Here is a 19,702-nt window from a genome sequence, read left to right on the forward strand (position 1 = left end):
GGCCGGTGCCAGTTTTGGTCAGTCGCCGTTCGCGGCACTGACCATAACAAGGAATGCGCGATGTTGATCGATGGCCCGCTGGCGGGTGTGGACGAAGTCGAATGCGTTACGCCGGACCTGAACGGCGTACCTCGTGGCAAGGTGATGACGGCGGCGGGCTTCGCCGAAGGGCGCCGGCTGCAACTGGCCAGGGGGGTACTGCTGCAGTGCATCATGGGCGGCTATCCGCCAGCCAAGTTCTACGGCAGCGATGACGGCGACCTTGCCTTGGTGCCCGACCCCGCGCACCTCTACCGCCTGCCCTGGAGCAACCACCCCCGCGCGTTCGCCATCTGTGACGCCAACGAACTGGAAGGTGGCGGTTCCTCGCTGTCTACGCGTGCGCTGCTCAAGCGGGTCATCGCCAACTACGCGGCCCGAGGCCTGGCCCCTGTAGTAGCGACGGAGCTGGAGTTTTACCTGTTTGCCGCCAACGCCGATCCCTCGCAGCCGTTCCAGCCGCCGATAGGCCTGGACGGCCGGCGAGAAGACGGGCACTCGGCATTCAGCGTTTCATCCAACAACGGTTTGCGGCCGTTCTGGACTGAGGTCTACCGTTGCATGGCGGCCCTTGGCCTGCCGCGCGACACCTTCATGCACGAGATGGGCGTGAGCCAGTTCGAGATCAACCTGCTGCATGGCGATCCGCTGCTGCTTGCCGACCAGACCTTCCTGTTCAAGCACCTGCTCAAGGAAGTCGCCCTCAAGCACGGGCTGATCGCGGTGTGCATGGCCAAGCCTTTGGCGGGCGTACCGGGCAGTTCGATGCATATTCACCAGAGCGTGGTGAGTGTGGGCAGCGGGCGCAACGTGTTCAGCGCCGAGAACGGCGAACCTACGGCGACCTTCCGGCACTTCATCGGTGGCCAGCAAGCGGCGCTGGGCGAATTTACCGCGTTGTTCGCCCCGAACGTAAACGCCTATCAGCGGCTGTTCCATCCCTATGCCTCGCCGAACAATGCGTGCTGGTCGGAGGACAATCGCGCCGCCGGCTTGCGCATTCCCGCCAGCGGCCCCGAGGCCAGACGCGTGGAAAACCGCCTGCCTGGCGCGGATGCCAACCCGTACCTGGCCATCGCTGCCAGCCTGGCCGCCGGCCTGCATGGGATCGAGCATGAATTGGAGCCCACGCCACCGATCCAGGGCGCGTTCGAAGTGCCGGAAAATCTTGCGCTGGCGTGTACCCTCGACAGCGCCTTGAAGCGTCTGAAAGGCAGCAGGCTGGCAGTGGAACTGTTCGGGCAAGAGTTCATCGAAGGCTACATCGCGACCAAGACCATGGAGCTCACCAGCTTCATGGATGAGATCACGCCTTGGGAACGCCGGGTGTTGGCCACGCAAGCCTGAGTGATGAGGCCCTGGCGAGCGCCGGGGCCGCCGTTTCGCCTGCTGTTTTAGCCTCGCCTTCTCTGTTCGGGAGCTGCAAGCGTCAATGCGTCAGATCTGGAAAAACTTTCGTGGCCTTTATTTCGCCTCTCTGATGATGTTGATCGGCTCGGGCTTGCTCAGTACGTACCTCGCGCTGCGCCTCGCCGCCGATCAGGTGGATGGCCTGTGGGTGGGCGCCTTGATGGCGGCGTACTATTTCGGCCTTGTGCTCGGGGGCAAGATCGGCCACCGGCTGATTGCACGCGTCGGCCATATACGCGCTTACACCGCGTGCGCGGGGATCGTCACCGCAGCGGTACTCGGGCATGGGCTGGTCGGCTACCTGCCAGCCTGGCTGGTGCTAAGGCTGGTCGTAGGGCTAGGCATGATGTGCCAGTACATGGTGATCGAGAGCTGGCTCAACGAGCAGGCCGAGGCGAAGCAGCGCGGAATGGTATTCAGCGGCTACATGATTGCTTCGTACCTGGGGCTGGTGCTGGGGCAGTTGATCCTCGTGTGGCACTCCGAACTGGGGCTTGAGCTGCTGATGATGGTTGCGCTGTGTTTTGCGCTCTGCCTCGTGCCCGTGGCGCTCACCCGGCGCCTCCACCCGGACGCGCTTCACCCGGTACCCATGGACCCGCGCTTTTTCATGCAGCGCGTGCCTCAATCCCTGACCACGGTGCTGTGCGCCGGCCTGATCATCGGTTCGTTCTACGGCTTGGCGCCTTTGTACGCGGCGGGGCAGGGGCTGAGTACCGAGGCGGTGGGCCTGTTCATGGGCTGCTGCGTATTCGCCGGGCTGGTGGTGCAATGGCCGTTGGGCTGGCTGTCGGACCGTTACGATCGAGCGCTGCTGATCCGCTTGATCGCCATGGTGCTGTGCGTGCTGGCGCTGGTGATGGCACTCGCGCCCAGGCTGCTCCATGTGCCCATGGAGGCGCTGTTCTTCGGCGGCTTCGTGGTGTCGCTGTTGCAATTCTGCCTGTATCCCCTGGCCGTGGCGTTTTCCAATGACCACGTGGAAAGCGAGCGCCGGGTGTCACTGACCGCCATGCTGCTGGTGACCTATGGCGTGGGCGCCAGCATCGGCCCGCTGGCCGCGGGTGTGCTGATGAAGCTGTACGGGAGCGACATCCTTTATGCGTTCTTCTCGTTCTTCGCGTTAGTGCTGGTATGGCGCATACGGCCCAAGGCGGTCACCAACCTTCACCAGGTCGAGGATGCGCCCCTGCATCACATCGCCATGCCCGACAACATGACCAGCTCCCCCCTGGTCGCCGCCCTCGACCCACGGGTGGACGAGCAGGTGGTGGACGACCAGATGAAGGATCATTGACGCCGCATTGGAGCGGGGGCAGCGGTAGCAGCACGCCTTGGCGGCGACCGGCCTGGCAAGGCCGCAGGCTGCGCCAGCTCCAACAGGCGTGCTTAGAAATCGTCCTTGTCGAACTGCCGCGCTTCGCGCTGCAGCTGATTGACGAAGCGCTCCACGTTGCGCTGCACCAGGCCGCTCATGTTGTGAAAGCGAACCCCGGCGAAGGTGGTGTCGAGGCGCTCTTCGAAGTGCAGGTAGCGCAGTTCGACCGGTGCGGTAATGGCGCCGAAGGGCAGGGCGGCGGCAAATTTTTCGTACACCTGGCCCAACTGTAGCTGCTGGGTGATGTTGCCTTCGAAGCGCAACTTGCAGCCGGTTGCCGACACGTCCAGCAGCTTGCCGCGTACCGCTTTCGCGACCTTGCTGCCAGCCACTTCGACGTCAACCAATTGAGACAGCTTGAGCGCGGCGCGGAAAGCGTTACGCCGCTGGTGATAGATCACTTCGCTGGGCAACGCGCCGTGGTAGCTGCGGCCATTGTCGTTATCCACCACTTTGAACGGCCCGTTGCATTCCCAGGCAATGCGCACGCCGTCATGGAAGCCTTCTACCCGAAAGTGTTCGCCATTGCTCAGGAAGCGCTCGCCATCACGCGGTATCAGCTCGTCGAAAGCCAGAGTACCGCTGTCACGGTCAACCTCTACCACGTAGCTCTGAAAACGTTGCTGGCGTTCGGTAAAGGTCACAATGAGCGGGTCATGCCCGTCCATCAGCGACTTCACGTTCGCGATGATTTCCAGTGGCGTGGTAAGAACCTTTGGCGGCTGCGGTGCATCGTCCGCACTCGAGGCGTTGAACACGATGATCGGGTCTCCAGGCAAAAAACGAAACGGGCGAACAGTACGGCATTGTGCCATCACTGTGCGCCCGGAGATACTAAATCCTCAGGCCTGGCTGAAGGCTCGCACTGTGGCCAAACGGGCCGTAGCGCCGCGCGCGGTGTACAGCGAAGGCGCTTCGCCGCCGCTCAGAATCCGCAACTGATTCGCAGTGGCAAATTGCTGAAGCTGAATGGCCCGGCCGTTCTGCTCATTGATGGTCTGACACTCGGCCAGAATGCCGGCCAGGTGCTCGCCGCGCTCGACCAGGACTTTGCCCAGCACCGACACCTGCGCCAGTTGCGCCAGGCCTTCGGCATCTGGCGACAGCCCCATGGAGGCAAGCAATTCGCTGCGTCGGCGGCCATGCTGGCCCAGCTGCACGATCAATGACTGCTTGTGCGCCAGGATGTTTTCCAGCAGCACCATGTCACGACCCCGCAGCGCCGTGTACTCCTCGCGCAGCAATGCCTGTAGCTGCTCTGCTGGCGCGATGTCGTCTTCAATCAACTGCAATAAGGTCGTGTCGTGCATGGCGGGTCCCGATGGTCACTGCGCCGGGTAAAACTTGAGCCGCTTGAGCGACGGCTCAGGATTCGAAGGAAAGCATCTTGCTGGCAATACTTTTGCTGTCGACCTTGTAGGTGCCGTCAGCGATCTGCTGCTTGAGCTCGGCAACACGGCTGGCGTTGACCGGCGCATCGGTACCGAGGCTTTCGGTGACCTTTTTCATGTGCTGGGCAACATCGCTCAGTTGTACGGATTCACCGGCCTGGCTGGTTTCCTTGACGCTTTTGACGTCGTCTACTGCCCCTACTGGCTTGCTGCTGGTGGTACGAGCAGTGCCCGAGACTTGAGTGGAGCCGGTAACGCTCCGGAAATCGATGACCATGATAAGAAACCCCTTGGTATTTGGACGCTTGCCTTGTTTTCGACCATGAGCGGAGAAACTTTAGGGTATTTTTTCGAAAACACCCCAACGGCAAGGTTCATGCACCAAGTGTAGGAAAATCGGGCCCGCGCCGCCAGAGCGGCTCGTCTTTACATGGAAACTTCCACCTGAGCGGGCCCGGTTACCCGTGCCTTTACCACCCGTTGGGAATTGAGGTTGCGTACGCGGATCTGCTCGTTCATGCCGCCATTGCTGAGCGCTTCGCCGGGCATGCGCACGGCCAGCGTACCGGCGCGCGCAGTGATGACCACTTGATCGCCCTTGCGGATCACTTCCGGTTGTTCGATCTGTACAGGTGCAATCACCTGGTCCATGACCGTCGGTCGGACCACCCGCTGGCCGATCGCCTGGTCCAGCGACGGCAGAAAGCCTTGGTTCAGCTGGCCCACATCACGCTCCTTGAGCGCTACGTCGCCGTCGGCGATCACCGTATCGCGCTTCAACGGCCGAGTCGCCACTACCACCTCGCGGTACAGCTTGACCGTCGCCGGCACGAAGACGGTCCACGGAGAGCCGCCTTCGCAGCGCACCCGCACGGTCACGCGCCCCAATGGAGTGGCAGGGCTTTCCAGCCGGGCAGTCAAATCCCGATCGCATTGAGGCATGCGCAAGCGGGGGTCCAGGTTCGCCACTTCGATTTCGTAGCGGCCGTCGGTCTGGCTGGTCGCTAAATAATCTTCAACGGTGAACTCAAGAAACCCCTGCGTCACACCGATAAGCTGTTCGGGCGCTGTGATGTCGTCGGCAAGCAGACGTCCCGACCCAAACAGACACATGGTGGCGAACAACCCGTAAAGGGCCGTGATCAGATGTCGTGAATATGGCGTTTTCTCGTTCATGGCTATGCTTGAGCAAGCGACGTGCCAGAAATGACGCTTGCTCGCACAGAACGAGGCTCCGCGGAGCCGACAGTACAAGGTGGAGGTTTAACATGGCTGGTGTGATGGATTCAGTAAACCAGCGCACGCAACTGGTAGGGCAGAACCGCCTTGAACTGTTGTTGTTCCGTTTGAACGGCAAGCAGTTGTACGGCATCAATGTCTTCAAGGTTCGCGAAGTGCTGCAGTGTCCGAAGTTGACCGTGATGCCCAAGTCCAGCCCGGTCGTACGGGGCGTGGCCAACATCCGTGGCGCCACTATTCCGATTCTTGACCTGTCCATGGCCACGGGCTCGCGCTCGCTGGAAGTGGCACAGGACCCCTTCGTGATCATCACGGAGTACAACACCAAGATTCAGGGTTTCCTGGTTCATTCGGTGGAACGCATCGTCAACATGAACTGGGAAGCGATTCATCCGCCACCCAAGGGCACCGGCCGTGATCACTACCTCACGGCGGTTACCCGGGTAGATAACCAGCTGGTGGAAATCATCGACGTGGAGAAGATCCTCGCCGAAGTGTCCCCGGTGTCGGAAGCGATCAGCAGCGGCGTGATCACCGAAGGGGTACAGGAAAAGGCGACCACGCTGCGCGTGCTGACCGTGGATGACTCCTCGGTGGCCCGCAAGCAGGTGAGCCGCTGCCTCGAAACGGTAGGTGTGGAAGTGGTCGCGCTCAACGACGGGCGCCAGGCACTGGAGTACCTCAAGGCAATGGTGGCCGAGGGCAAGGACCCGAACGAGGAATTCCTGATGCTTATCTCCGACATCGAGATGCCGGAAATGGATGGCTACACTCTTACGGCGGAGATCCGCAGCGATCCTCGCTTGCAGAAGCTGCACATCGTGTTGCACACCTCGCTGTCGGGCGTGTTCAACCAGGCCATGGTGAAAAAAGTCGGCGCGGACGACTTCCTGGCCAAATTCCGCCCGGACGATCTCGCGTCCCGGGTGGTCGAACGTATCAATGCAAAAGGTTGACCGGGCCCCGGCGCGGCAAAGAATGAACAACTTGAGAGGCGGCAGCTTTGGCTACGGCAAATTCGGATTTTGAGCAGTTCCGGGGGTTCCTGGAAAAAGCCTGTGGCATCGTGCTGGGCGAAAACAAGCAATACCTGGTGTCCAGCCGCCTCAACAAGCTTATGGAGCAACAAGGCATCAAAAGCCTGGGTGAACTGGTGCAGCGCATCCAGAGCCAGCCCAGGGGCGGCCTGCGCGAGCAGGTAGTAGATGCCATGACCACCAACGAAACCCTGTGGTTTCGCGACACCTACCCCTTCGAAGTGATGAAGAACAAGGTGCTGCCGGAGCTGGTGAAGGCCAACCCTGGCCAGCGCCTGCGCATCTGGTCGGCGGCCTGTTCGTCGGGGCAGGAACCCTATTCGCTGTCCATGACGGTAGAGGAGTTCACCCAGGCCAACCCGGGTCAGCTCAAAGGTGGGGTGCAGATCACCGCCACGGACTTGTCGCCGTCGATGCTCATCAACTGCAAAAGCGGCGAATACGACAGCCTGGCCATCGGCCGTGGCTTGTCCCCGGAACGCCTGCAGCGCTACTTCGATGTAAAGCCCGGCAACCGCTGGGCCGTTAAGGCGCCGATCCGCAGCCGTATCGACTTCCGGCCGATCAACCTGCTTGAAAGCTACATGTCGCTGGGCAAGTTCGACGTGGTGTTCTGCCGCAACGTGCTGATCTACTTCTCGGCCGAGGTAAAGAAGGACATCCTCTCGCGCATCCACGGCACCCTCAAGCCGGGCGGGTACCTGTTCCTTGGCGCGTCCGAGGCCCTCAATGGCTTGCCGGACAAGTACAAGATGGTCCAGTGCAGCCCGGGCATCATCTACCAGGCCATCTGATTGCCGCTGCGCCGCCGGAATTCCACCGGCGGCGTTTTCTTTTTGTGCAGGTGTTTTCTGCTTTTCCAATGTAAGACCAGGCGAAGCCTGGGAATAGACTGCGCACCATGTCCTGCTGAAATCCTGTTCCCAGGCTTCGCCTGATCCTACAGATCACGCGCCTTCGGCCCTTTGGCCCCTCTCTTGCAATTCTTCCCTCAACGGCAGCTTTTCTGACGCCGACCTTGCCGCTTTGCCGCTTGCCACCGGAAATAACTTGCCGCTTTTCTGGCGACAAATTTCAGCCTTGGCAGCGTAACCCTTCTAAAACAAGGGTTTAGAAAGTTGGCACAGCAGTTGCTATATCTCGATCAGCACACAAAGTTTCGTCGCAGAGGTACCAACCATGGGCATCAGTTTCGACAAGGCACTCGGCATTCATGAGCAGGCGCTGAACTTCCGCGCCCAGCGCGCCGAGGTATTGGCCAACAACCTGGCCAACGCCGATACGCCTAACTACAAGGCGCGCGACCTGGACTTCTCCTCGGTTCTGGCGGCTCAGGCCGACAAGACCCAGAAAGGCAGCTTTGGCTTGGAGCGTACGAACAGCATGCACATTGATGCCGAGGGCCTGGGCAACGACGACGGTACCTTGCAGTACCGCGTACCCACCCAGCCTTCCCTGGACCAGAACACCGTGGACGCGCAGATCGAAAACGCGAACTACGCCAAGAACGCAGTGGACTTCCAGGCAAGCTTCACCTTGCTCAACAACAAATTCAAAGGCCTGGTCACGGCCATCAAAGGAGAGTAACCCATGTCTCTTTCCAGCGTATTCAACATTGCCGGCACCGGCATGAGCGCTCAGACCACTCGCCTCAACACCGTGGCCAGCAACATCGCCAACGCCGAGACCGTGTCGTCGAGCATCGACCAGACCTACCGTGCCCGCCACCCGGTGTTCGCCACCGTGATGGCCGAGCAGGCCGGCGGTACCAGCGGCAGCAGCTCGCTGTTCGAAGACCAGGGCGAAGCAGGGCAGGGCGTGCAGGTATCCGGGATCGTCGAAGACCAGAGCAACCTCGAGCCACGCTACGAACCGAACAACCCAGCGGCGAACAAGGATGGGTACGTGTACTACCCGAACGTGAACGTCGTTGAAGAAATGGCAGACATGATCTCCGCCAGCCGGTCTTTCCAGACCAACGCCGAGATCATGAACACCGCTAAAACCATGATGCAGAAAGTACTGACGCTGGGTCAGTAAGCCAAGGGATAAACCATGACTACCACCACTGACAGCACCAGCGCCTCGATCCTTTCGCAGTACGCGGTTTCGGGCACCACCGGCACGTCGTCCACTTCGTCCTCGTCGTCCAGCTCCACCACGGGCACCGAGACCATGGGCAAGGACACGTTCCTGCAATTGCTCGTGACCCAGATGAAGAACCAGAACCCGCTCGACCCTCAGGACAACTCTGAGTTCGTGGCGCAGCTGGCACAGTTCAGTAGCGTTGAAGGCATCAACAACCTCAACGATACCGTGTCCGGCCTTGCCACCAACTACACCTCGAGCCAGGCGCTGCAAGCCTCGGCCCTGGTAGGGCACTCGGTACTGGCGCAAACCAGCAGCACCACAGTAGACACCAGCACCGGCCTGACCGGGCAGTTCGACCTGGCTTCGGCCAGTACCGACGCTACCGTCAAGGTTTACGACGCCAGTGGCAACCTGGTGAAGAACATCGACCTGGGCTCGCAAGCCGCAGGCACCGTCAGCTTCAACTGGGATGGCACCAGCAACGACGGCACTGTCCTTCCGTCCGGCACCTACAAATTTGTGGCCAGCGCCGCGGTAGATGGCAGCGAAGTTGCACAGACCACGTACCTGCCTTCCACCGTCACAAGTGTGACGGTCGGCAGTACCTCGGGTGACATGACCCTTAAATTGTCTGACGGCTCTAGCGTAGCGCTGTCGAACGTCAAAACCATCGGATCGTAAGCCGGCTTATCGGCACTGGAGTTTAGTACTATGTCGTTCAATACCGGCCTTAGCGGTCTCAACGCAGCCAACACCGCCCTCAACGTTACCGGCAACAACATTGCCAACGTTGCAACTACCGGCTTCAAGAAATCGCGCGCTGAATTCGGCGACGTATACGCCAACTCCCTGTTCCTTGGCAGCTCCAAGAACGGTGTAGGTTCGGGCGTTGCCACTGCGGCGGTTTCCCAGCAGTTCACCCAGGGCACCATCAGCAGCACCGGCGCCAGCCTCGACATGGCCATCAATGGCAACGGCTTCTTCGTGGTCAGCGACAACGGCAACAAGGTGTACACCCGTGCCGGTGCCTTCGGTACCGACAAGGATGGCAACATTGTCGATGCCAGCGGTAACCAGCTGATGGGCTACGGCACCGACTCGAACGGCAAGGTCATCGACGGCGTGCTCACCACGCTCAAGGTGGATACCTCTGCCCTGGCGCCCAAGGCGACCGACACCGTTTCGGAAACCATGAACCTGAACTCCAGCGACACCGTTCCGACCGTGACGCCGTTCGATGCCGCCGACACCGACAGCTACAACTACACCTTCAGCACGGACATCTTCGACAGTCAGGGTAACTCCCATACCATGACGCAGTACTTCGTGAAGGACGACACCAATGCGTGGAGCATGTACACCACCGTTGATGGCGTAAACCCGGCAGACCCGACGTCCACCACGCCGTTCACAGCTGCCATGACGTTCAACTCCGACGGTAGCCTGGCGACCACCACCAGCAGCGACATGACCGTGGATTCGACCGGCAAGCTGACCATGAGCAACTGGGTCCCGGCGGCCAAGAATGCCAGCGGCGTGATGGCGAGCAACGGTGCTACCGCGGCAACGACTGGCGTGACCCTGGACATGGCTAAAACCTCGTCCTACAACACCACGTCGGCGGTAACGGCCAAGTCGCAGGATGGTTATGCCACCGGTAGCTTGTCGTCCCTGTCCATCGACAGCGAAGGCAATATCTTCGGTTCGTACAGCAACGGCGAGTCCAAGACCATCGGCCAGGTGGCGTTGGCAAACTTCAGCAACGTCCAGGGCCTGACCCCGAACGGCAGCACCGGCTGGCGCGAGTCGTCCTCTTCGGGTGTGCCGGTGGTTGGCGCGCCGAACAGCGGCACCATGGGTACCCTGACCGCGGGCTCGCTGGAAGATTCCAACGTAGACCTGACCAGCGAACTGGTGAACCTGATCAAGGCGCAGAGCAACTATCAAGCGAACGCCAAGACCATTTCCACCGAAAGCACCATCATGCAAACCATCATCCAAATGACCTGATGCACACAGGGCGGCGCAAGGAGCCGCCGCCCTGGCCGCGGAGCCGCCATGAAAAAGTACGTCCATCTCTTCATGATTTTCCTGACCATGACTGGCGGCCTCGCGGAAGGCGCTCCGGCACCGTGGTTCAAGTATCAAAGCTTGAAAACCGGCCAGTTCGTTTGCATGCAAAGCGACCCGGGCGAAGCATTCCAGCGTTTTGCCGGCCCGTTCCATAACGCCGGTTGCCGCCCGTAACGATTTGCTGTAGGAAGCGGGCGAAGCTCGCGAAAGAATCATCAATGGATTAGGTGGTGCCTTCTTCGCGAGCTGCGCCTTGCGGCTTCGCCCGGCTCCCACACGGGGTATGGTTGCCCTGATAGCCTTGTGCGCCGCTTCGCCGTCAGCAAATACACGTCACTGCCTTGCCGATCCCGGCAAGGCAACGCCGAAATATCGGCACCTTTCCCCCGTCGACTTTCTGTCGAACCTCTGAAATGCCCGATCTAGAGCCTTTGTAGTCGGTTTTATAAACTTGGCCCGCGTATTGCTATATCACTGGTACACAGTTACTCAGCGGCCAACGCCGCCAAGGAGACGACCATGGATAAAATGCTTTACGTCGCCATGACCGGTGCCAGCCAGAACGCCCTCGCGCAGAAGGCTCACGCCAACAACCTGGCCAACGTGTCCACCAATGGTTTCCAGAAGGACCTCGAGCAAGCGCGTTCCATGCCAGTGTTCGGCGATACCTTGCCGTCCCGTGCCTATGCCATGACCGAGCGCCCGGCCACCGACCTGAGCGGCGGGCCGATGATTTCTACCGGTCGTGACCTGGACGTGGCCGTAGGTGGCGAAGGCTGGATCGCGGTACAGGCCCCGGACGGTTCGGAGGCTTACACCAAAAGCGCCAGCCTGAACGTCGACGCCTTGGGCGTATTGCGCACCAGCACGGGCATGGCGGTGCTGGGCAATGGTGGCCCGATCGCCGTGCCGCCGGAAGAACAGATTGAAGTGGGGCAGGACGGCACCATCAGCATTCGCTCGCTCGGCCAGGCGCCGTCGGTGATGGCGGTAGTGGACCGGATCAAGACCGTTAACCCGAAGGCGGCCGACCTCACCAAAGGCACCGACGGCATGATCCACACCAAGGATGGCCAGCCCGCTGCGGTGGACGGCACTGTGCAGATGACCTCCGGTTTCCTGCAGGGCAGCAACGTGAATGCCGTGGATGAAATGACCCAGGTAATGGCGCTTTCCAAGCAGTTCGAGATGCACATCAAAATGATGACGACTGCCAAGGAAGACGATGAAGCTATGGCACGCGTCCTGCAAATGTAAGTGTAACCCACACTTTTATTGACACCACAGGCGACGCAAACCCGGCGCCCGAAGGAGAACACCATGCTTCCAGCACTTTATGTCAGTAAAACCGGCCTGGCTGCTCAGGACACCAACCTGACCACCATTTCGAACAACCTGGCCAACGTTTCCACCACCGGCTTCAAGAAAGACCGCGCCGAGTTCCAGGACCTGCTGTACCAGGTAAAACGCCAGCCGGGTGCTCAGTCCACCCAGGACAGCGAGCTGCCGTCGGGCCTTCAGGTAGGTACCGGTGTGCGCATCGTCGGCACCCAGAAGAACTTCACCGCCGGTAGCCTGCAAACCACCGACCAGCCGCTGGACATGGCCGTGAACGGTCGCGGCTTCTTCCAGGTGATGCAGCCTGACGGCACCATTTCCTACACCCGTGACGGTACCTTCCACCTGAACTCGGATGGCCAGATCGTGACCGCCAACGGCTTGGCCGTGCAGCCCGCTATCACCGTGCCGGCTGAAGCGCAAACCTTCACCGTAGGTACCGACGGTACCGTTTCGATCACCACCACCGGCAGCGCCACCGCCCAGGTGATCGGCAACATCCAGACCGCCGACTTCATCAACCCGGCCGGCCTGCAGTCCATCGGCGGCAACCTGTACCTGGAAACAGCGGCCAGCGGTGCCCCGAACGTTGGTACCCCGGGCTTGAACGGCTTCGGTACCGTGCTGCAGAACACGCTGGAAAACTCCAACGTGAGCACCGTTGAAGAGCTGGTGAACATGATCACCACGCAGCGCGCTTACGAGATGAACTCCAAGGTGATCTCCACCGCGGACCAGATGCTGCAGTACGTGACCCAGAACTTGTAATTGATCGCTTGACCACTTTTACACGCTTGCTCAAACGCCTGAAGGATCAGTTACACCGTGAGGTTGGAGTCATGAATCGTCGTCTGTCTGCTGTGCTGTTGTTCACCGGAGCTGCGTTCCTCGGTGGCTGCATGTCGCCACCCCCCAAGGCGGATGACCCGTACTACGCGCCTGTGCTGCCGCGTACGCCCCTGCCGGCGGCGTCCAACAACGGCTCGATTTACCAGGCGGGCTTTGACCAGAACCTGTACACCGACCGCAAGGCGTTCCGTGTGGGTGACATCATCACCATCACCCTGGCGGAGAAAACCTCGGCGAGCAAAAGCGCCAACTCGAAGGTAACCAAGAGCAGCAGCAACAAGCTCGGCCTGACCTCGTTGTTCGGTGGTAGCGGGACCACCAACAACCCGCTCGGCGGTGGCGACCTGAGCCTGGATGCCGGCTACAGCGGCGACCGTACCACCAACGGCGACGCCAAGGCGGCCCAGGGCAACAGCCTGACCGGTTCGATCACCGTGACCGTGGCTGATGTGCTGCCCAACGGGATCATTTCGGTTCGAGGCGAGAAGTGGCTGACCCTGAACACCGGGCAGGAACTGGTACGTATTGTTGGCCTGGTTCGTGCAGATGACATAGCAACCGACAATACAGTGTCGTCGACCCGTGTGGCCGACGCGCGAATCACCTACTCCGGCACCGGCTCCTTCGCAGAAGCCAGCCAGCCAGGGTGGTTGGACCGGTTCTTCTCCAGCCCGTACTTCCCCTTCTGAGTGCGTATGACCATGTTGAACTTCAAGCAGTTGGTGGCGGCATCCCTGTTGTTCCTGACCGCGTTCGGCGCTCACGCCGAGCGCCTCAAGGACATCGCCAGTATTCAGGGCGTTCGTAGCAACCAGCTGATCGGTTACGGCCTGGTCGTGGGCCTGAGCGGCACCGGCGACATGACCACGCAAACGCCGTTTACCATCCAGACGTTCAACAACATGCTCGCGCAGTTCGGGATCAAGGTACCTACGGGTACCTCGTCGGCCCAGCTGAAAAACGTCGCGGCGGTGTCGATCCATGCCGACCTGCCGGCGTTCTCCAAGCCCGGCCAGACCATCGACATTACCGTGTCGTCCATCGGTAACTCCAAGAGCCTGCGCGGCGGCAGCCTGTTGATGACCCCGCTCAAGGGTATCGACGGCAACGTGTATGCGATTGCCCAGGGCAACCTGGTGGTGGGTGGTTTTGACGCGGAAGGCAAGGACGGCTCGAAAATCACCGTGAACGTACCGTCGGCTGGCCGGATTCCTGGCGGCGCAACGGTAGAGCGTTCGGTGCCGAGCGGCTTCGATCAAGGCAATTTCCTCACGCTGAACCTTAATCGGCCGGACTTCACCACCGCCAAGCACATCGTGGACAAGGTCAACGAGCTTCTTGGCGCGGGAGTTGCAAGTGCAGTGGACGGGGGATCGGTTCGGGTGACCGCGCCGCTTGATCCCAACCAGCGTGTGGACTACCTGTCGATACTGGAAAACCTTGAAGTAGACCCCGGCCAGGCCATGGCGAAGGTCATCATCAACTCTCGGACCGGCACTATCGTGATCGGCCAGAACGTCAAGGTTACGCCAGCGGCAGTGACTCACGGCAGTTTGACAGTGACGATCACCGAAGACCCGATCGTCAGCCAGCCCGGACCGTTGTCCAATGGCCAGACCGCTGTAGTGCCACGCTCGAAGGTCAATGCCGAACAGGAAGCCAAGCCCATGTTCAAGTTCGGCCCCGGAACAACGCTTGATGAGATTGTGCGTGCCGTCAACCAGGTTGGCGCCGCGCCCAGTGACCTGATGGCCATTCTTGAAGCCTTGAAGCAGGCCGGTGCCTTGCAAGCCGACCTGATCGTAATCTGAGGGTGATGCAGCATGGACATGTCTTCTGGCGCCGGTGTGAATTCTTCGGGTACCGATTCGGGTGCCTACACCGACCTTAACCGGTTGAACTCGCTCAAGGTGGGTGATCGCGACAGCGACGCCAACCTGCGCAAGGTTGCACAAGAGTTCGAATCGGTCTTCGTCGGCCAGATGCTCAAGTCCATGCGTTCGGCCAACGATGTGCTGGCCAAGGACAACCCCATGAACACCGAGGCGGTGAAGCAGTACCAGGACATGTACGACCAGCAGCTGTCGGTCAGCCTGTCCCACACCGGCAACGGCATCGGCCTGCAGGACGTGCTCATGCGTCAACTGTCCAAGACCAAGGACGCCTCCCACACCGGTGGCAACCCGTTCGCTCGCCCGGACAGCAACCAGCATGCCCTGGGCGCCGTGCGCAACGGCACTGCCGAAGCGAAATCGGCATCGGCATCGGCACGCAACGACATGGCCATGCTCAACCAGCGCCGCCTGGCCTTGCCCAGCAAATCGGTGGATCGCCTGCTGGCCGGTATCGTGCCAGGCGAAACCCAGGCTACCCAGGCCAACACGCTGGTGCGTGGCCAGGCGCCGCACGCCAACCTGCTGCACCCGCAGGTCGCCCACCGCATCAACGTGCCGGCCACCGCGCCAAGCAGCGTTGCCGCGGCCGTGGCCAGCAATGCCGCCGCCAGCGGCCAGCCAGCTACAGATACCACCGACGCCTATGGCGACTGGACCAACACCTATGCCACCGCGCCTAAAGCCAACAGCGATGCCACCGGCACCCGCACCCTGGCGCAGGTGCCATTGGCACCGGGCAAGGCGGCATTCGCCAACCATGACGACTTCATCGCGACCATGCTTCCGATGGCCCAAGAGGCTGCGGCGCGCATCGGCGTAGACCCCAAAGTGCTGGTAGCACAAGCAGCGCTGGAAACCGGCTGGGGTAAATCGGTACTGCGCCAGGGCGATGGCGGCAGCAGCCATAACCTGTTCAACATCAAGGCCGGCTCCAGCTGGAAAGGCGACACCACGCGCGCGGTTACCGCTGAATACGAAGGCGGGCAGGTGGTCAAGGAAACGGCGCAGTTCCGCAGCTATGACTCCTTCGCCGACAGCTTCCACGACCTGGTAAACCTGCTGCAGAACAACGATCGCTATCAAGATGTTGTGAAGTCTGCCGATAACCCGGAACAGTTTGTAAAAGAGTTGCAGAAGGCTGGTTACGCGACCGACCCGCACTACGCGAGCAAGATCGCTTCCATTGCCAAGCAGCTCGAGAGCTACGAGAACTACGCGTCGAGCGGCTCGTCCACGACTTTATAAGGTTTGAACCATGGCGAATCTGATCAACATCGGTCTGTCGGGGCTGTCTTCCAGCCAGGCCGCGCTGACCACGACCAGTAACAACATCTCCAACGTGGCCACGGCGGGTTATTCGCGCCAGTCCACGGTGAACAGCGCGGGCGCGCTGCAAAGCATTGGTGGTGCCGGTTACGTGGGCACCGGTACAACCCTGGCCGAAGTGCGTCGGATCTACAGCTCCTACCTGCAGAACCAGGTAGCGAGCAGTACCGCCCTGGATTCGGAAGCCAGCACGTTGTCCACCAACGCGGCTACGCTCGACTCTTTGCTGTCGGACAGCAGCACCGGGATCACCTCGGTGTTGTCAGACTTCTTCACCTCGTTGCAAACCGCGGCGGCGTCCCCCAGCGACACCGCTTCGCGCCAGTTGCTGGTGACGGCTGCGTCCACGCTGAGCAATCGCTTCAACACCATTTCCACGCAGATCTCGTCGTCCAATGCCGACGTGAACAGCCAGCTCACCTCGCTTTCCGAGCAGGTCAACTCGCTGAGCAAATCCATCGCCTCGCTCAACCAGCAGATCGTCTCGATGTCGGGTACCGGTACGCCGAACAGCCTGCTGGACTCGCGCGACGAAGCCGTGCGCCAGCTCAACGAGCTGGTAGGCGTGACCGTGCAGCAACGCGACGGCCAGTACGATGTGTACCTGGGCACCGGCCAGGCGCTGGTATCGGGCACCTCGTCCAATACCCTCACCGCACAGCCGGGGGCCACCGATCCGTCGTCGTATTCGCTTACCGTGAATTACGCCAGCTACAGCACCGACGTGACCTCCGTGGTCAGCGGTGGCCAGATCGGCGGCCTGCTGCGCTACCGCAGCGAAGTGCTGCAGCCGGCGCAGAACGAACTCGGCCGCCTGGCCATGGTGGTCAGCGATTCGGTCAACACTCAGCTGGGCCAGGGCCTGGACGCAAACGGCGACTTCGGCAGCAGCCTGTTCAGCAGCATCAACACGGATGCCGCAGTAGGCAGCCGCAGCGTGGGCGGGTCCAAAAACAGCGCCGGCTCCGGCAACCTGGACGTGACCATCACCGACAGCAGCGCGCTCACGTCCTACAACTACGCGGTGAAGTTCTCCGACGCCAACACTTACACGGTCACGCGTTCGGACGGCACCTCCATGGGCAGCCATACCCTGGATGAAGACCCGGCGCCGAGCATCGATGGCTTTACCCTGGCGCTCAACGGCAACGCACTGAGTGCGGGGGACACCTTTACGGTCACGCCTACCCGTAACGGCTCCAGCCAGATCAAGACCACCATGACCGACGTGTCGAAGCTGGCCTTTGCCGGCCCGCTCGCGGCCACCAGCAGTTCGGGCAACAGCGGTACCGGCAGTGTGACGCAGCCGACGCTGACCACGCAGCTGGACGTGTATGACTCCGCAGCGCTGGCCAAGGCTCAAAGCGGCATAGAGAACGGCTTGCCGGTGAAGCTGGTGTTCGGCTCGGCCAGCAATGGCAGCCAGGGCTACACCGTTTACAACTCAAGCGGCAGCAGCATCGGTACCGGCACCATCGTGCCGAACCAGACCAACACGCTGAACGTGTCGGTGCCCATGCTGGACGACAGCGGCAACGCCATGGTCGATGCCGACGGCAATGCCATGACCGCCACGTTCCAGATGAACGTCAGCGGTTCGCCGGCGGCCAGCGACAGCTACACCGTGGCCTTCAACAGCAACGGCACCTCGGATAACCGCAACGCGACGTCCGTGGTCAACTTGCAAAACGCCAAGACGGTCGGTTCTGCGTCAGGCGGCGGCGTGAGCATGACCGGCGCCTACGCCAAGCTGGTGGAAGACGTGGGTGCCAAGGCCGCTCAGGCCAGCAGCGATGCCACCGCCACCGCGGCCGTATTGACGTCTGCCACCACCAGCCGGGATTCCGTCGCGGGTGTGAACCTGGACGAAGAAGCGGCTGACCTGGTCAAGTTTCAGCAGTACTACACGGCGTCCTCGCAGATTATCAAAGCTGCGCAGGAAGTTTTCTCTACCCTGCTCAACGCCTTGTAAGGAGCGGACGACATGCGTATTTCTACCGGCCAGTATTTCGCCAGCAGCAGCAGCACCTACACCAAGAACTTCTCGGACACTGCCAAGACGCAGGACCAGATCAGCTCGGGCCAACGCATCCAGACCGCCTCGGACGACCCGATCGGCGCGTCCAAGCTGCTGCAACTGCGCCAGCAAAGCTCGGTGCTGGACCAGTACAGCGGCAACATCACCAGCGCCACCAACGCACTTTCCTCCGAGGAAAGCGTGCTGGCCAACATCACCACGGCTTTGCAGCGTGCGCAGGAACTGGCGATCCAGGGCGGTAACGGCGTGCTGACCGACGACGACCGCAAGTCGCTGGCCAGCGAAGTGTCGCAGATCAAGGAAACCATCTACGGCCTGCTCAACACCAAGGACGCCAATGGACAGTACATGTTCTCCGGCTCCAAGACCACGACCCAGCCGTACACGCTCAACAGCGACGGCACGTACACCTACCAGGGCGACGAAACCCAGTTGAGCCTGCAAGTGTCGGACAACCTCTCGGTTGCCACCAACGACACCGGCTTCAGCATCTTCGACCTGGCCACCAACACCAGTCGCACCCAGACCACGCAAACCGCCCCGGCGACCGCGGATGGCAAGCTGTCGGTGTCCAACGGCCAGATGACATCGCTCAATAGCTACAACAAGGAGTTCGCGGCCGGGCAACCGTATACGCTGAGCTTTACAAGCAGCAGCCAGTACAAGGTGACCGACGCGAGCGGTAACGACGTGACCGCGCAGACCGCCAAGCTGGGCGCCTATGACTACGACAAAGAAGGTGGCGACACCATCAGCCTGTATGGCGTGACCTTCAACGTGAACACGAACGTGGCCAAGGGCGATAACGCCGACACCGTATTGGCAGGCCGGACCTTCCAGCTACAGACCACGCCGGACACCATCACCGCCAACCGACTGGCGAGCAACACCTCCACCGCCCAGATGACCGCTGGCGCCGTGACGGATTCGGCTGCCTACACAGCGGGGTTCCCCACCAATGGAGCGATTATCAAGTTCTCCAGCGGCACGGATTATCAGGTGTACGCACAGCCGCTCACTGACACCAGCAAGCCTGTGTCCAGCGGTACCTACGATGGCAGCGGCTCGCTGACCACCGCAGGTGTGACTTTCAACATAAGCGGCACCCCGGCAACGAGTGATCAGTTCAGCGTGAGCGCCAACACCCACAGCACGCAAAACGTGTTGGACACGCTGAATCAGCTGCAGGTTGCCCTTGAAACGCCTACGGTGAACGACTCCGCTGCCCAGCTTGCCTTGCGCAACTCGTTGGAATCGGCCGTGGGTAACCTGCAGTCGGCAACCAACCGGATCGACGTGACCCGCGGTTCGATCGGTGCTCGTGAAAACGCGCTGGATATCCAGAGCTCGCAGATCGAAAGCCTGCAAACCGCGAACGCCACTACGCAATCGCAGATTGGCGACACGGACCTGGCAGAAGCGACCACCCAGCTCACCCTGCAGCAGACCATGCTGCAAGCGGCTCAGTTGTCCTTTGCCAAGATCTCCCAGCTGAGCCTGTTCGACCGGTTGTAAGTGTGAAACCAGGCTAAGCCTGGGAATCAAACCGGCAAACTTCAAAGCCGCCAGCATTGCCTATGCTTCACAGGGCACTGCTG

General features: G+C 61.0%; 20 protein-coding genes. 16 read left to right on the forward strand and 4 right to left on the reverse strand.

Annotation, left to right across the window (positions count from 1 at the left end; translation table 11 throughout):
• Positions 1–144: 144 nt before the first annotated feature.
• The gene (locus G7016_RS05040; RefSeq protein ID WP_181111780.1) at positions 145–1,386 is read left to right on the forward strand and encodes a glutamine synthetase family protein; all 1,242 of its coding nucleotides are present in this window, start codon (positions 145–147) and stop codon (positions 1,384–1,386) included.
• An 85-nt stretch (positions 1,387–1,471) separates the two neighbouring features.
• Entirely contained in the window at positions 1,472–2,746 is a 1,275-nt protein-coding gene (locus G7016_RS05045) for an MFS transporter (RefSeq protein WP_181111730.1), read from the forward strand.
• 92 nt (positions 2,747–2,838) lie between these two features.
• Here G7016_RS05045 and G7016_RS05050 read toward each other — a convergent pair whose 3' ends face one another.
• From G7016_RS05050 to flgA, 4 genes are all read right to left on the reverse strand, one after another.
• A complete protein-coding gene (locus G7016_RS05050; protein ID WP_308812131.1) occupies positions 2,839–3,585 on the reverse strand; it encodes a flagellar brake protein in 747 nt (248 codons plus the stop codon).
• 84 nt (positions 3,586–3,669) lie between these two features.
• Positions 3,670–4,137: a flagella synthesis protein FlgN gene (locus G7016_RS05055; protein ID WP_181111732.1), complete on the reverse strand. Its 468-nt coding sequence runs from the start codon at positions 4,135–4,137 to the stop codon at positions 3,670–3,672.
• Positions 4,138–4,192: 55 nt separating this feature from the next.
• Positions 4,193–4,495 (reverse strand): flagellar biosynthesis anti-sigma factor FlgM, encoded by a 303-nt coding sequence (gene flgM / locus G7016_RS05060; RefSeq protein WP_181111733.1) that lies wholly within the window; start codon positions 4,493–4,495, stop codon positions 4,193–4,195.
• Positions 4,496–4,644: 149 nt separating this feature from the next.
• A complete protein-coding gene (flgA, locus tag G7016_RS05065; protein ID WP_181111734.1) occupies positions 4,645–5,394 on the reverse strand; it encodes a flagellar basal body P-ring formation chaperone FlgA in 750 nt (249 codons plus the stop codon).
• Positions 5,395–5,486: 92 nt separating this feature from the next.
• Between flgA and G7016_RS05070 the strand changes: the two genes are divergently transcribed.
• The 14 genes from G7016_RS05070 (at position 5,487) to G7016_RS05135 (ending at position 19,619) form a co-directional block, all read left to right on the forward strand.
• Complete coding sequence (locus tag G7016_RS05070) at positions 5,487–6,413, forward strand: chemotaxis protein CheV (protein ID WP_181111735.1); 927 nt, start codon at positions 5,487–5,489, stop codon at positions 6,411–6,413.
• Between the two features lie 47 nt (positions 6,414–6,460).
• Positions 6,461–7,288, forward strand: coding sequence for a protein-glutamate O-methyltransferase CheR (cheR, locus tag G7016_RS05075; protein ID WP_181111736.1), 828 nt, complete (start codon positions 6,461–6,463; stop codon positions 7,286–7,288).
• Between the two features lie 385 nt (positions 7,289–7,673).
• Positions 7,674–8,081: a flagellar basal body rod protein FlgB gene (gene flgB / locus G7016_RS05080; protein ID WP_181111737.1), complete on the forward strand. Its 408-nt coding sequence runs from the start codon at positions 7,674–7,676 to the stop codon at positions 8,079–8,081.
• A gap of 3 nt (positions 8,082–8,084) precedes the next feature.
• Positions 8,085–8,534 (forward strand): flagellar basal body rod protein FlgC, encoded by a 450-nt coding sequence (flgC, locus tag G7016_RS05085; RefSeq protein WP_181111738.1) that lies wholly within the window; start codon positions 8,085–8,087, stop codon positions 8,532–8,534.
• A 15-nt stretch (positions 8,535–8,549) separates the two neighbouring features.
• A complete protein-coding gene (flgD, locus tag G7016_RS05090) occupies positions 8,550–9,266 on the forward strand; it encodes a flagellar hook assembly protein FlgD (protein WP_181111739.1) in 717 nt (238 codons plus the stop codon).
• Positions 9,267–9,296: 30 nt separating this feature from the next.
• Positions 9,297–10,595, forward strand: coding sequence for a flagellar hook protein FlgE (gene flgE, locus G7016_RS05095; RefSeq protein ID WP_181111740.1), 1,299 nt, complete (start codon positions 9,297–9,299; stop codon positions 10,593–10,595).
• Positions 10,596–10,643: 48 nt separating this feature from the next.
• A complete protein-coding gene (locus tag G7016_RS05100) occupies positions 10,644–10,832 on the forward strand; it encodes a hypothetical protein (protein ID WP_181111783.1) in 189 nt (62 codons plus the stop codon).
• A gap of 345 nt (positions 10,833–11,177) precedes the next feature.
• Entirely contained in the window at positions 11,178–11,915 is a 738-nt protein-coding gene (locus G7016_RS05105; RefSeq protein ID WP_181111741.1) for a flagellar basal body rod protein FlgF, read from the forward strand.
• A gap of 63 nt (positions 11,916–11,978) precedes the next feature.
• Positions 11,979–12,764: a flagellar basal-body rod protein FlgG gene (gene flgG / locus G7016_RS05110; RefSeq protein ID WP_181111742.1), complete on the forward strand. Its 786-nt coding sequence runs from the start codon at positions 11,979–11,981 to the stop codon at positions 12,762–12,764.
• Positions 12,765–12,835: 71 nt separating this feature from the next.
• A complete protein-coding gene (gene flgH, locus G7016_RS05115) occupies positions 12,836–13,534 on the forward strand; it encodes a flagellar basal body L-ring protein FlgH (RefSeq protein ID WP_181111743.1) in 699 nt (232 codons plus the stop codon).
• Positions 13,535–13,546: 12 nt separating this feature from the next.
• Complete coding sequence (locus tag G7016_RS05120; RefSeq protein WP_181111781.1) at positions 13,547–14,656, forward strand: flagellar basal body P-ring protein FlgI; 1,110 nt, start codon at positions 13,547–13,549, stop codon at positions 14,654–14,656.
• 12 nt (positions 14,657–14,668) lie between these two features.
• Positions 14,669–15,985, forward strand: a complete 1,317-nt coding sequence (gene flgJ / locus G7016_RS05125; RefSeq protein ID WP_181111744.1) for a flagellar assembly peptidoglycan hydrolase FlgJ — start codon at positions 14,669–14,671, stop codon at positions 15,983–15,985.
• A gap of 10 nt (positions 15,986–15,995) precedes the next feature.
• Positions 15,996–18,038, forward strand: a complete 2,043-nt coding sequence (gene flgK, locus G7016_RS05130; protein WP_181111745.1) for a flagellar hook-associated protein FlgK — start codon at positions 15,996–15,998, stop codon at positions 18,036–18,038.
• 12 nt (positions 18,039–18,050) lie between these two features.
• Positions 18,051–19,619 carry a flagellar hook-associated protein 3 gene (locus tag G7016_RS05135; protein WP_181111746.1) on the forward strand — a complete coding sequence of 523 codons (1,569 nt, stop codon included), beginning with the start codon at positions 18,051–18,053 and terminating at the stop codon, positions 19,617–19,619.
• Positions 19,620–19,702: the final 83 nt, after the last annotated feature.

It is taken from the genome of Pseudomonas japonica, assembly GCF_013522925.1.
In the GTDB taxonomy this organism is placed as follows: domain Bacteria; phylum Pseudomonadota; class Gammaproteobacteria; order Pseudomonadales; family Pseudomonadaceae; genus Aquipseudomonas; species Aquipseudomonas japonica_A.

Excerpts from the sequence above, each read along its gene's own strand:
- G7016_RS05070 (WP_181111735.1), top strand. The coding sequence starts at position 5,487 with ATGGCTGGTGTGATGGATTCAGTAAACCAGCGCACGCAACTGGTAGGG.
- G7016_RS05105 (WP_181111741.1), top strand. The coding sequence starts at position 11,178 with ATGGATAAAATGCTTTACGTCGCCATGACCGGTGCCAGCCAGAACGCC.
- G7016_RS05120 (WP_181111781.1), top strand. The coding sequence starts at position 13,547 with ATGTTGAACTTCAAGCAGTTGGTGGCGGCATCCCTGTTGTTCCTGACC.
- flgM (WP_181111733.1), bottom strand. The coding sequence starts at position 4,495 with ATGGTCATCGATTTCCGGAGCGTTACCGGCTCCACTCAAGTCTCGGGC.
- flgJ (WP_181111744.1), top strand. The coding sequence starts at position 14,669 with ATGGACATGTCTTCTGGCGCCGGTGTGAATTCTTCGGGTACCGATTCG.
- G7016_RS05045 (WP_181111730.1), top strand. The coding sequence starts at position 1,472 with ATGCGTCAGATCTGGAAAAACTTTCGTGGCCTTTATTTCGCCTCTCTG.
- flgH (WP_181111743.1), top strand. The coding sequence starts at position 12,836 with ATGAATCGTCGTCTGTCTGCTGTGCTGTTGTTCACCGGAGCTGCGTTC.
- flgD (WP_181111739.1), top strand. The coding sequence starts at position 8,550 with ATGACTACCACCACTGACAGCACCAGCGCCTCGATCCTTTCGCAGTAC.
- flgE (WP_181111740.1), top strand. The coding sequence starts at position 9,297 with ATGTCGTTCAATACCGGCCTTAGCGGTCTCAACGCAGCCAACACCGCC.
- flgK (WP_181111745.1), top strand. The coding sequence starts at position 15,996 with ATGGCGAATCTGATCAACATCGGTCTGTCGGGGCTGTCTTCCAGCCAG.
- flgG (WP_181111742.1), top strand. The coding sequence starts at position 11,979 with ATGCTTCCAGCACTTTATGTCAGTAAAACCGGCCTGGCTGCTCAGGAC.
- flgB (WP_181111737.1), top strand. The coding sequence starts at position 7,674 with ATGGGCATCAGTTTCGACAAGGCACTCGGCATTCATGAGCAGGCGCTG.
- flgA (WP_181111734.1), bottom strand. The coding sequence starts at position 5,394 with ATGAACGAGAAAACGCCATATTCACGACATCTGATCACGGCCCTTTAC.
- G7016_RS05040 (WP_181111780.1), top strand. The coding sequence starts at position 145 with ATGACGGCGGCGGGCTTCGCCGAAGGGCGCCGGCTGCAACTGGCCAGG.
- G7016_RS05055 (WP_181111732.1), bottom strand. The coding sequence starts at position 4,137 with ATGCACGACACGACCTTATTGCAGTTGATTGAAGACGACATCGCGCCA.
- flgC (WP_181111738.1), top strand. The coding sequence starts at position 8,085 with ATGTCTCTTTCCAGCGTATTCAACATTGCCGGCACCGGCATGAGCGCT.
- G7016_RS05100 (WP_181111783.1), top strand. The coding sequence starts at position 10,644 with ATGAAAAAGTACGTCCATCTCTTCATGATTTTCCTGACCATGACTGGC.
- G7016_RS05135 (WP_181111746.1), top strand. The coding sequence starts at position 18,051 with ATGCGTATTTCTACCGGCCAGTATTTCGCCAGCAGCAGCAGCACCTAC.